Source organism: Mycolicibacterium pulveris (assembly GCF_010725725.1).
Taxonomy (GTDB): domain Bacteria; phylum Actinomycetota; class Actinomycetes; order Mycobacteriales; family Mycobacteriaceae; genus Mycobacterium; species Mycobacterium pulveris.
Window position 1 is genome coordinate 1,187,858 of the sequence record NZ_AP022599.1, and the last position, 12,083, is coordinate 1,199,940.

9 protein-coding genes and 1 pseudogene are annotated in these 12,083 nt (G+C 70.0%); 3 read left to right on the top strand and 7 right to left on the bottom strand.

The window, feature by feature from the left end:
* Positions 1 to 279 precede the first annotated feature (279 nt).
* The 4 genes and pseudogenes from G6N28_RS27495 to G6N28_RS06035 form a co-directional block, all read right to left on the bottom strand.
* A pseudogene (locus tag G6N28_RS27495) lies at positions 280 to 345 on the bottom strand (DUF7158 domain-containing protein); the annotation flags it as partial.
* The gene (locus G6N28_RS06025; RefSeq protein ID WP_163898109.1) at positions 342 to 4,556 is read right to left on the bottom strand and encodes a glycoside hydrolase family 38 N-terminal domain-containing protein; all 4,215 of its coding nucleotides are present in this window, start codon (positions 4,554 to 4,556) and stop codon (positions 342 to 344) included. The pseudogene G6N28_RS27495 and the gene G6N28_RS06025, both read right to left, overlap by 4 nt.
* Positions 4,557 to 4,603: 47 nt before the next feature.
* Positions 4,604 to 4,945 (bottom strand): hypothetical protein, encoded by a 342-nt coding sequence (locus G6N28_RS06030; protein WP_163898112.1) that lies wholly within the window; start codon positions 4,943 to 4,945, stop codon positions 4,604 to 4,606.
* A 51-nt stretch (positions 4,946 to 4,996) separates the two neighbouring features.
* The gene (locus tag G6N28_RS06035) at positions 4,997 to 5,764 is read right to left on the bottom strand and encodes an endonuclease/exonuclease/phosphatase family protein (RefSeq protein ID WP_163898115.1); all 768 of its coding nucleotides are present in this window, start codon (positions 5,762 to 5,764) and stop codon (positions 4,997 to 4,999) included.
* Positions 5,765 to 5,809: 45 nt separating this feature from the next.
* Here G6N28_RS06035 and G6N28_RS06040 point away from each other — a divergent pair, with 45 nt between their 5' ends.
* Positions 5,810 to 6,364: a nucleotidyltransferase gene (locus G6N28_RS06040; protein ID WP_163898118.1), complete on the top strand. Its 555-nt coding sequence runs from the start codon at positions 5,810 to 5,812 to the stop codon at positions 6,362 to 6,364.
* A gap of 64 nt (positions 6,365 to 6,428) precedes the next feature.
* Here the strand turns inward: G6N28_RS06040 and G6N28_RS06045 are convergent, their stop codons facing one another.
* Positions 6,429 to 7,385, bottom strand: coding sequence for a helix-turn-helix transcriptional regulator (locus tag G6N28_RS06045; RefSeq protein ID WP_163898121.1), 957 nt, complete (start codon positions 7,383 to 7,385; stop codon positions 6,429 to 6,431).
* A 20-nt stretch (positions 7,386 to 7,405) separates the two neighbouring features.
* Entirely contained in the window at positions 7,406 to 10,255 is a 2,850-nt protein-coding gene (locus G6N28_RS06050; protein ID WP_163898124.1) for a cation-translocating P-type ATPase, read from the bottom strand.
* Positions 10,256 to 10,312: 57 nt separating this feature from the next.
* Between G6N28_RS06050 and G6N28_RS06055 the strand changes: the two genes are divergently transcribed.
* Positions 10,313 to 10,813 (top strand): DinB family protein, encoded by a 501-nt coding sequence (locus G6N28_RS06055; RefSeq protein WP_407665006.1) that lies wholly within the window; start codon positions 10,313 to 10,315, stop codon positions 10,811 to 10,813.
* A gap of 6 nt (positions 10,814 to 10,819) precedes the next feature.
* The gene (locus G6N28_RS06060; RefSeq protein WP_163898131.1) at positions 10,820 to 11,416 is read left to right on the top strand and encodes a DinB family protein; all 597 of its coding nucleotides are present in this window, start codon (positions 10,820 to 10,822) and stop codon (positions 11,414 to 11,416) included.
* Here the strand turns inward: G6N28_RS06060 and G6N28_RS06065 are convergent.
* On the bottom strand, positions 11,413 to 11,766 hold the full coding sequence (locus G6N28_RS06065) for a hypothetical protein (protein WP_163898135.1): 354 nt from the start codon (positions 11,764 to 11,766) through the stop codon (positions 11,413 to 11,415). The genes G6N28_RS06060 and G6N28_RS06065 overlap by 4 nt on opposite strands.
* Positions 11,767 to 12,083 lie beyond the last annotated feature (317 nt).

Here is a 12,083-nt window from a genome sequence, read left to right on the forward strand (position 1 = left end):
GGCGGTGACGTCGACGCCGGCGGTGACGCGGGCGAACACCGCGCGTGCCAGCGGGTCGGCCAGCGCCGACGCCGCAACGCTGCCGATCTCCATGCGGGTCACCGTGTCGGGCAGCAGGTCGTCCTCGCTCGGCGCATTGTCGGCGCTCAGCCCCAAGGCCCGGGCCTCGGCGGCGAGCACCCGTTCGGTCACCAGCAGCTGGGTCAGCCAGCGCCGCAACTGCCGTCCCTCGCTGGTGCCGGGCCGCGGCAGCGCCGACGCCAGCCGCGACGCCCGCAGCTGCGCCTCCCGCGCGTCGACTTCCTCGACCGTCACGGCCACCCCGTCGACCGTCGCCGCGTTCATCGCACCACCACCTTCACCGCCGGTGAGTACAGCAGGCTTCCCGCACCGCCCACCCGGATCAACGCCCACCACTCCCCGGGCTCGATCCACGCCGGCGGTGCGACGTCGAAGCCCAGCTCCGCCGTGCCGCCGGCGACCAGCTCGGCACCGAAAGCCGCGGGCCCCAACCACTCCCACGTGCCCCACGGGCTGATCAGATGCGCCTCCACCGCGATGTCGGCGTGGGCGTCGGTGCCGACGGTGGCAGATAGGCGCGCTTTTTCGCCGGCCGCGACCTCGACCGGCGACGGCTCGGTCACCCACCGCAACAGGCGGTCGGCGGGCGGCGCGGCGACCGACACGACGCAGACGTCCTCGACGACCTGGCGCCACGACGGCGGCATCGCGGGATGGCTGCCGGTCACCGCCAGCTCCGCGCGCACGGGATACAGCCCCGGTGCCGCTGACGGCGGTACGGTCACGGTCACCTCGGTCTCGAGGTGCTCGCCGGGAGGCAGCATGAACGGCAGCTCGGCCGGTTCGGCGGCCCAGCCGTCGGGGCAGAGCAGCCGCACGTGGCCGTGCAGCACCGCGTCACTGCAATCGCTTACCGTCGTTAGTCGTAGTACCACAGGGGAATTCGGGGCGGCGTCGATGTTCTGCGGGTGCAGGTGAGCGACCACGGGCATGCCGCCGAGCGCGGCGGGCCCGCGGTTGTGCAGCCAGTAGCGGGCGGACAACGGTTGGGCGGCTTCGGCGTCGGGCGCCAGCACGGTGTGGTCGGCAGCGAGGATGCGGGGCAGGTTGAGCTGGGCCTGTACGGTGGCGATCTCGTAGCCGTGCAACCTCAGCTCGCCGGCGGGTGACGGTTGTTCAAGCAGATCGACACGCCTGGCAGACACCCGACGCAACCCGGACTGCACTGTGACATCGGTTGTCGCCCCGCAGGTTTCCACCAACCTCAGCGTCACGCCGTCGTTCGGCTGCCCGCTCGTGCTGCTGCCGGATTCCAGCGGGTTGCCCGCGGCTTTCAGTGCACCGAGCTGAACCTTGCCCGCGGGCTCGATCTCCAGCAGCGAGCCTGTGGCGGGCAATCCCCCTGCGGCATCGTGCTTCTCGGCGACGGCCAGCAGTGGGCGGGAGAATTCCGCGCTGCGGGCGGGAAGGCAGGCGTGGCGCCAGTCGCCGTCGCCGGAGACCAGCGCGTAGTCGAAGGTGTGGGTCCAGTGCTGCAGCTGGAAGTTGGAGCCGTCGGGCGCGGTGCGCCGGGGCGGGTCGATCCAGGTGCCCGACGGCCACCCGGTACACGACCGCATCAGCGACATGTGCAGGGTGCCGTCGGATTCCACGGCGAAACCCGGCATTCCGCGGTTGAGCACCGCGACGGTGCGCGCTTCGAACGGCTCCAGCTCGGTCGGCGCTGTCTGGTCGACGACGATCTCGAAGTCGCCGAGGTCGGTGACCATCTCCGCCACCGCCGCGCCCAGCGCCGAACCCGCGACGATCAGCACGGGCAGCGCGCGCACGTGCCGCAGGTCGGCGCTGGGCACCCAGGTCGCGGCCAGCGGCGCGACGGGCGGCACCCACACCCTGGCCGTCCCGGTGGTGTACAGCTGGCGTTTGAGCTCCTCGGTGTAGCCGACGTCGGCTTCGGCCAAAACCGCGGCGGTGAACGCGTTTTCGTCGGGACCGCCGAGCGCGATCCGGGTGTCGGGCAGGTTGGAGTCGACGCTCAGATCGCCGTAGCGCGGCTTGTCCGCACTGCTGCACGTCGCGGTGACGCCCGCCCGCACCAGCGCGACCAGCAGCTGGCGCGCCAGCTCCGCCGAGTCGGCTTCCGTCGGCACCACCACCTCGGCCACCGACACCGCGCGCACCCCGTCGCCGACGCGGACCCGCACCGCCGACGAGAGGCCGAACCAGCCGTATGCCGGATTGTCCAGTGTCCACGAGTGTTTCGCCGAGTCGACGGCGGATTCGGAGCCGTCGTGCAGCAAGCCGAACCCGCGCCCGATCACCGCGTCGCCGACCTCGCTGACCGGCAGCGCGCCCGGCACCGGGCACGGCCAGCGCACCCGCAGCAGGCGATCGGCGCCGGTGAACCCGTCGATCGTCGTCTGGCAGTCCACCCGCGCCACCCCGTGCCAGAGCGTCACGGTCTGCGTGTAGCGCAACAGCGCCGAGATCGACGTTTCGGCGGAATCCACTCGCACTTTCCCGCCCGTTTGTCCCTTTGGGCGGGGATAGATCGCGCCCTGTACGACGATCCGCTCCCCCAGCGGCCCGCGATAGGCTTGCACGCGCGCGGGCGCGGCCGCCGAGGTGACGACGGGCCCCTTCGGCAGCAGGTGCCACGGGCCCTCCCCGGCCTCGGGATGCGCGGAATACTCGTCGTAGACGGCCAGTTCGTTGCCGACCCGCCCGTCGGCGATCAACTCGCGACCACCCTCGCGCAGCGAACAGACGCCGCCGCCGCGCTCCGGGTCCACGGTCAGCCGGTAGTGCGCGTTGCCGATGCTCACGCCGTCCACCGGCTCCCAGCCCGCCACCGTCTCGTCGGGCCGCAGCCGGTAGGACTGCCACCCCAGCGACGGCACATCGCGGGCCAGCCAGCTCACGCAGCGACCGTCGGACCACACGTGGGTGGGCAGCGCGGCACCGTCGGGGTCCAGCACTCGCACCCGAGCCGGCTGCGAAAATCTGGCGGTGACGATGTCACTGCGCTTGTGCGCCAGCGGATTCCAGACGACGACGTCGCCGTCGACCGCGCTGGACAACAGCGCCAGCGCGTTGTCGCGGGCGGTCCGGCCGAGTTCCCAGGCGTCGCGCCATCCGGTCAGCAGGTCGAGGTACACCTGATCCGATTCCGAGCCGGTGATCGCGTCGTGGTGGGCGCCGTAGGCCAGCTGCACCCACGCCTTGGCCAGCGCGGCGCGCGGATAGGTCGCGCCGCCGAGCAGGCCGGCGAACACCGCGAACTTCTCCGCGTCGAGCACCGCGTCCTCGGCGGCCCGGTTGGCCTGTTTGGTGTCGATGTAGGACACGTGGCAGCCGGTGTAGATCGGGTTCATGTCGCGGGTCTGCGGCGACGGGGCGGTGCCGCGCGCGGCCAGTTCGCGGCGCACCGCGGCGAAGAACTCGCGCGGCAGCGCGCAGACGAACCGCGGCCAGGTGTAGCGGGCGTTCCAGTCGCGGTGAATCTCGGTGACCCACTTGTTCGGTGGCGTGTAGTCGGTGCCCACCGGCAGCAGCACGTTGCGGGTCAGCGCGACCGTCTTCAGCGAGGTGAACAGTTCGTAGGTCGCGGCCTCGGCGTCGGCGAGGGTCGCTGCGGAATCCATCCACCAGCCGGCCGAGTAGTGCGCGGGCATGTAGTGGGTCAGCAGGCCGCGCCCGGACGGCGCGATCCACTCGAACTCGCTGCTGAACTGCATCCGTTCGGGGTCGCCGCCGCCGGCCATCGGGCCCCACTGGTGGTGCGGGCCGCGCGCCCAGGAACTCGATGTCAGCCCGGCGTCGGCGGCCATGCCGGGAAACTGGGGGTCGTGGCCGAACGCGTCGAGCTGCCACGCGGTCTCGGGTGAGGCACCGAGCACGCCGCGTTGAAATCCCGCGCCCGCCACGAAGTTCCGGACCGTCGTCTCGGGGCTGGTGAGGTTGGTGTTGGGTTCGTTGTAGGTGCCGCCCATGATCTCGACCCGCCCCTCGGCGAGAAAACGGCGCAGGTCGGCGCGGTCCTCGGGATGGGTGTCCCAGTACGGCTTGAGATAGTCGACCTCGGCGAGCACGAATTTGTATTCCGGTTCACGACGCGCCACTTCGAGATGTGCCCGCACCAGCTCGAACCCGTTGGTCTGTCGCGCCCGGCCCGGCGGGTCCTCACTCCACACGCTGGTGTAGGCGGCCTGGGTGTTCCACCACACCGGGTCGTAGTGAAAGTGGCTGATCATGTACATCGTCCAGCCGGGCTCGGCGACGGTGAACACGAACGGGCTCACGGCCTCGCCGGCGACGACGCGCGCGTGCCGCTGCTGGCCCACGACCGGATCGGTCACCGTCACTGGGATTTCAACGGTGCCGTCAGCACCGTCCAGCGTGGCCTGCCCGCTCAGCCCGTCGCCGTCGACGCGCACGGTCTCGCCGCCGTCGGCGTAGCTGACCCGCACCAGTTGCAGCGGCGCGTCCGGCGGCCCGACGAACAGTTCCGTCGACTCGGCCGAAGTCACCCGCACGCCAAAACCCTACGTGCCTCACGCGGTTGCGGGGAGCAGACAGGACGTCAGAGCCGGTCGATGATCAGGTCCCGCAACTCCGCAATGTGCTCGTCAATCGAGCGGAAGGTGGCCCGCGTCTCGGTGCGGAAGCCGACAAACTCGGTCTTGAAAGCCGCGACGTCGGTCTTGAAAGCCGCGACGTCGGTCTTGAGAGCAGCCATGTCGGTCTTGACTGCAGCCATGTCGGTCTTGACTGCAGCCATGTCGGTCTTGACTGCAGCGAGATCGATCGCGTGTTCTCGCTGATTCTCACCGAGCGCGTTCACCGCCCTGAGCACCGCTCCGTAATCGGCTCGAGACGCTTCGAGCGCCGCGACACGCGCCTCTAGGTCGTCGATCCTGGCCACGACATCATCCTAGGGCCCTCGCGCCCAGGCCCGCCGCGGTTATCCACAGCCTCACGACCGTGACACGTCGACCAGCAGCGCGCGGTGATCCGACACCGGCAACAGCGGCGCGCAGCACCGCTCGACGCGCAGACTCGAGTCGTCGGTGAGGATGTGGTCGAGCTGGCGGGTCGGCGCCTCGGCGGGAAACGTCATGCCCTGCCCCAGCTCCCGCAGCCCGCTCCAGCGTCGCACCGGGCCTGGCGTCAGGTTCAGATCACCCATCAGCACCGTCGGCGACGCGAACCCCCGCAGATCGCGCAGCAGGTGGCGCAGCTGCACCCGGTTCCAGCCCGGCACGAACGACAGATGCGTGTTGGCGACGGTCAGCGGGCCCAGCGGCGTGTCCAGCCGGCCCACCATCGCCGCGCGCGGCTCCTCGTCGACCACCTTCACCCGGTTCGGCCCCGGCAGATACATCGGAAACCGCATCGGGATCCGCGGCAGCCGCAGCACCTGCCAGTTCTCCGCGGGAAACCGCGACAGCAGCGCGATGCCGTAGGCCGCGGTGCCGGGCTGCTCATCGCCGGTCGCGGCCATCCACGTCGCGCCCGGCGTGCCCGAGATCGCGGCCACGAACCGGTGGCTGAGCGCGCCCATCGCCTCCGCGGCGATCGCGGTGAGATCCGTCTTGCCCGACCGCGGCTGGTCGAAGTCGACTTCCTGCAGCGCCAGGATGTCGGCGTCGAGCATCTTGACGGCCTCCACGAGCCGGTCCCGCTCGACCACGCCGTCGTGCACGCTGCGTCCGTGCAGGATGTTGAAGGTCGCCATCCGCATGGGTACTCAAGTACCCACATTGACCGCCGAGCCCTCAGGAGCGATGTGCCCGCACGAAACGACGATCTGCGCGACGCGCTTCGGCGCGCCGCGTCGGCGCTGCGCGACCACGGGCCCGACTTCGCCCTCGGCGGCAGCTACGCGCTGTGGGTGTTCGGCGGCCCCGAACCGGTGCACGACGTGGATTTCGTCGTCGCCGAACCCGACACCGAAGCCGCCGCGCTGACGCTCGAGAAGGCCGGCTTCACCATCGAGCGCACCCCCGAGGACTGGTTGTTCAAGGCCTGCGTCGAGGACGACTTCGTCATCGACGTGCTGCACCGACTCAACGGCGTGCCGGTCGACGCCGACACCATCAACAGCGCCGAGGAGTACGACGTGCTCGCCATCCGGATGAAGGTGCTGGCGCCGACGTACGTGATGGCGGAAAAGCTCAATGCCCTGAACGAGCACAACTGCGACTTCTCGGCGCTGCTGCCCGCGGTGCGCGCGGTGCGCGAACGACTGGACTGGCCGCGGCTGCGCGCCGACACCGCCGACAACCCGTATGCTGCGGCGTTTCTGGTACTCACCGAGAAGCTGGGCATCACCTCCCCTTGAGCGCGAGCAGACGCTAACACCCCCAAAACGGGGCTGAAATAGGGGTTTTCACGTCTGCTCGCGGTCAGCGGGAACCAGCCCGCCCTAGGCGCTGCGCGACGGCGGCCACCGCCCGCACCAGCTCCGGCGGCTCGAGCACCTCGAAGTCGGCGCCGACGGCCGCGAAGTACAACACCATCCGCTCGGGATCGTCGGCGCCGGCGGTGACGATGCACGCGTCGGGCCCGTCGGGTTCGACCGTCACCGACATCGGGGGAAAGCTCTGCGCCACCACGTCTTCCGGCGCGTGATAGCGCACCCGCGCGACGTAGCGATAGGGCGAGCTGGTGATCGACCGTCGCACATAGCTGGCCGCGTCCGGCGCGTCACGCGCAACGAACGTCGTGCCCAGCGCACGCACGTTCGACATCCGGTCCAACCGCAGGCTGCGCCAGTCCTGCCGATCGCGGTCGTAGGCCAGCAGATACCAGCGCCGCCCGGTGGTCACCAGTTGGTAGGGCTCGAGCCGACGCTCGGTGGCGTTGCCGCGGCCGTCGACGTAGGAGGCGGCGACGTGTTCGTGGTCGCGGCTGGCGCGCGCCAACGTCATCAGCACCTCGGGTTCGACGGGCGGATCCGGCGACGGCGACGTGAGCGTGACGGTGGCGTCGTGCACCGCGGACACCTGTGACCGCAGCCGCGACGGCATCACCTGGTCGAGCTTGGACAGCGCCCGCAGCGCCGACTCCCCCACCCCGGCGATCGTCCCGCCCGCGGCCAGCCCTAGACACACCGCCACCGCGACGGCCTCGTCGGGGTCGAGCAGCAACGGCGGCAACGCCGCACCCGCCCCGAGCTGGTAGCCGCCGCCGTGGCCCTTGCTGGCGTGCACGGGATAACCCAGCCCCCGCAGCCGCTCCACGTCGCGGCGCACGCTGCGCGTCGTGACCCCCAGCCGTTCGGCGAGCTCCTCGCCCGTCCACACCCGCCGCGACTGCAGCAACCCCAGCAGCTGCAGCACCCGGCTCGTCGTTTCGGACACCACCGCAGACTGCCACAGTCTTAGGACAAAACCCGTCCGCTATAGCGTCGGCGCAGGACCACCTTGCGCAGTTCGTCGAACCACAACACCGCGGATGCCATCGCGATCGCCGCGGCCCAGTGCGCGAAGTCCAGACCGGTGGTGCCGAACGCGGCCTGCAGCAGCGGCAGCTGCACCACCGCGATCTGCGCCAGCGCGCCGAGCGCCACCGCCCCCCACAACCAGGGGTTGCTGAACAGCCGGTGAAACGCGCTGGTGGTCTCCGAGCGGGAGTTGAACGTGTTGAACAGCTGCGCGAACACCAGCGTGGTGAACCCCGCCGTGCGCGCCACCTCCGGCGAGTCCGAACCCTCGATCAGCCCGCCGGGCAGGAACATGTCCATGGTCAGCAGCGTCACGGCGGCCATCACCAGGCCGATGAGCAGGATGCCCGTCCACATCTGCCGATCGATGATGCGGTCGGTCAACCGGCGCGGCGGGCGCATCATCACGTCGTCGATCTCGGGATCCACCCCCATCGCCAGCGCCGGGGTGGAGTCGGTGACCAGGTTGATCCACAGGATCTGGGTGGCCAGCAGCGGCACCACGACGGCCTCGCCCGGCCCGGCGGTCAACCCGATGAAGCCCGCGAACACCACCCCGAAGAACACCGTGAAGACCTCGCCCATGTTCGACGAGAGCAGGTAGCGCACGAACTTCTTGATGTTGTCGAAGATGATGCGGCCCTGTCGCACCGCGGCGACGATGGTGGCGAAATTGTCGTCGCCCAGAACCATTTTCGCGGCTTCCTTGGTCACTTCGGTGCCGGTGATGCCCATCGCGACGCCGATGTCGGCGGACTTGAGCGCCGGGGCGTCGTTGACGCCGTCACCGGTCATCGCCACGATGTGGCCCTGCGACTGCAGCGCATCGACGATGCGCAGCTTGTGCTGCGGCGCCACCCGCGCGTACACCGACGTCTCGGCGGTGGCGTCGATCAACTCGCGCCCGGACAGTTCGTCGAGTTGCTGTCCGGTGATCGCCGATGCGCCCGCCTCGACGATGCCCAGGTCCTCGGCGATCCGCACGGCGGTGCCGGGGTGATCGCCGGTGATCATCAGCACCCGGATGCCCGCGCGGCGGGCGTCGGCGATCGCGTCGGCGGCCTCGTCGCGGGGCGGGTCGATGATGCCGACCACGCCGAGATAGATGAGGTCGTGTTCGAGCGCCTCGTCGACACCGTCACGCACCTCGGCCTCGTCGACGCGCCGATAGGCGACCGCCAGGGTGCGGAACGCCTGCCGCGACAGGTCGTCGACGTCGGCGAGCGCGCGCTCACGGCGGGCGTCGTCCAGCGGCACCACGTCGTCGCCGACTTGCATTGCCGCGCAACGCCCCAGCAGCACGTCGGGTGCGCCCTTGGCGATCAGGGCGGGACGGTCGTCGTCGGCGCGGCAGAACACCGACATCATCTTGCGCTGGGAGGTGAACGGGATCTCCCCTTCCCGGTGGTAACGCTGGGTGCGTTCGGTCGCGTCGGCGAGCTTGTGCGCGGCGACGAGGAACGCCGCCTCGGTCGGGTCGCCCTGGATCTCCCACTGGTCGTCGCGGCAGTACAGCGCGGCGTTGTTGGCCAGCGCGCCGCCGGCGACGACCATGCTGGCCTCGGTGGCCAGCGCCGGGTCGGTGATCTCGCCGCCGTCGTGCAGCGCGGTGCCGTCGGGTCGGTAGCCGACGCCGGTGAGCTCGATCTCGCCGGAGGCCGTGCGGATCCGCTGGATGGTCATCTCGTTTTTGGTGAGGGTGCCGGTCTTGTCCGAGGCGATGACGGTGGCCGAGCCCAGCGTCTCCACCGAGTGCAGTTGCTTGACGACGGCGTTGCGCGCGGCCATCCGCTGCACGCCGATGGCCAACACGACCGACAGGATCGCCGGTAGGCCTTCGGGCACGGCGGCGACCGCCAGCGACACGCCGAGCAGCAGCACGGTGACGAACTCCGATACCGTGTCGACGTCGTTGATGGCCGCGGTGACGACCATGACCACGACGGCGATGGCGACGACGGTGATCCCGAGCAGCCTGCTGACACCGGCTATTTCCCGCTGCAGCGGGCTGGGTTCCTCCTCGGTGGCTTCGAGCAGCCCGGCGATGGCGCCCATCTCGGTGGCCATCCCGGTCGCGGTCACGACCGCGCGGCCCACGCCCTGCGCCACCGCGGTGCCCTTGTAGACCATGCCGCGGCGGTCGCCGAGCGGGACGCGACGCGGCAGGGTCGACGGGTCCTTGGTGACCGCCTCGCTCTCGCCGGTCAGCGACGCCTCCTGCACCCGCAGCGCCGAGGCCGAAAACAGCCGGGCGTCGGCGCCGACGGCGTCGCCCTCGTTGAGCACGAGGATGTCGCCGCGCACGAGTTCGTGCGAGGGGACCGTGCGCAGCTCGCCGTCGCGCAGCACGGTCGAGGCCGCCTCCGTCATCGACTTGAGGGCGGCCACCGCGGTCTCGGCCCGGTTCTCCTGGATCAGGCCGAGCACGGCGTTGAGGACGACGACGGCGGCGATGACCGTCGCGTCGATCGGCACGCCCTCGTGGCCCTCGGCCGCCCACGCGATCAGCGAGATGGCGACGGCGCCCAAAAGCAGGTAGATCAGCGGATGCTGGAACTGCGCAAGTAGCCTGCGCCACAACGGAACCGGGGGCTTGGCGCGCAGCTCGTTGGGTCCGTCCTCCCGGAGCCGGCGCGCGGCCTCGGCGCTGGAGAGCCCGACGGCGGGGTCGACGTTCAGCTCGGCGGCGACGTCGGCGGGGTCGCGCAGCGACGGGTCGGATGCGACAGTGGCAGCGAGCGAATCCACCCGACCAGTCTGACCCGTGGAGGCGCCGCGGACAGTCATAGGACCGCAACTGTCCTAAAACGGTGAAAGCATCGTGACATGAACGTGAGCGCGCTAATGGCCGACCAGCTCGACTTTCACTGGACGCATCAACTGCGGCCCCGCCTCGACGGGCTCAGCGACGACGAGTACTTCTGGGAACCGGTGCCGGGGTGCTGGACGGTGCGTCGGGACGGGTCGATCGATTTCGCGTATCCGCCGCCGGAGCCCGCGCCGTTCACCACGATCGCGTGGCGGCTGGCGCACGTCATCGTCGGTGTGCTCGCGGTGCGGAATTACTCGCACTTCGGCGGCCCGGAGGCGAGCTATGAGACGTGGCGGTACGCGACCGACGCCGCGACGGCGTTGGGTCAGCTCGACGACGCGTACGCCCGCTGGATCGCGGGGGTGCGGGCGCTGTCCGAGGAGGATCTGAGCCGTCCGGTCGGGCCGGCGGAGGGGCCGTGGTCCGAGCATCCGATGTCGGTGCTGGTGTTGCACATCAACCGGGAAGTGATTCACCATGGCGCCGAAATAGCTTGTATCCGAGATCTTTACGTCCATACAACTCAGAGGTGACCAGCGATGCCAGGAATGCCCGCACCCGCAGCCGATGAACGACAGACGCTACTGAACGTCCTCGCGTTTCAGCAGAACGCGTTCTTCGCGGCGGCGTACGGCCTGACGGATGAGCAGGCGCGTTCCACGCCGTCGGTGAGCGCGCTGTCGATCGGCGGGCTGATCAAGCACGCGGCGGGCGTGCAGAAGGGGTGGACGGAGCGCGCGAAGTACGCGCCGGAGTTTCCGCCGAAGGACGAGCGGCCGATGGCAGAGATCATGGCCGAGTACGCCGACCAGTACGTGATGCACTCACACGAGACGCTCGACGGGTTACTGGACCAACTCGAGCAGCAGAACGCCGAGACGCTGCAGGTGTTGGGCTCGGTGGCGCTGGACACGCCGGTGCCGGTGCCACCCGAGGTGCCGTGGTTTCCCAAGGACGTTGACCACTGGGACGTGCGATGGGTGGCGATGCACCTGATCGAGGAGCTGTCCCGGCACGCCGGGCACGCCGACATCATCCGCGAATCCATCGACGGCGCAACGATGTACGAGTTGATGGCCGCCCACGAGGAGTGGCCGGAGACGGACTTCATCAAGCGCTGGCGCCCGTCGGCCTAGGCAGGCAGGGATTTCAACCACGCGTCCATGAAGTCGTCGTCGTTGTCGAAACCCCGCAGTCGCGCAACCTCGTCGAACAAGTCGAGCACGCGCTGGTGGATGTGGTAGGCGGTGGAGCGGGGCATGGTGCCGGGTCCGTAGACGCCGCGGCGCAGGCGGCGGACCCGGCCGCGGCGCAGCTCCCAGCGCAACGCGTCGGAGACCGCTTTCGAGGGGTTGCCCACCACGGCGAAACCCTGCGATTCGAGCAGCTCGAGCATGTCGTAGATGCTGGCCGGGCCGTGCACGTCGAGGTTGTGCGTCAGCACGTACCGCAGTTCGATGCCGCGTAGGACTCGTTTCTCTGCCATGACGCCACCCTGGCATCCGGGGCTGACAAATCCTGTTCGCGCGCGGCCGGCTCTGGGGGTACGTATGCCCGAGTGCCAAGCTATGAGCGAATCTTTCGCTCAACTACTACCGCCCCCAACAACTTCAGCGAATCATTCGCTCAGAGCTTGGCAATCCGCACAGTGACCCCGAAGACCCCAAGGGAAACGCAGCACAAGCAAAGCGCCGCCCCGCCCCCGTGAGCCCGGCCGCCCCGCGCCGTCGCCCCGCCCCCGTGAGCCCGGCCGCCCCGCGCCGTCGCCCCGCCCCCTCGCGCCGCCGGCCCAGGCACCCCGCA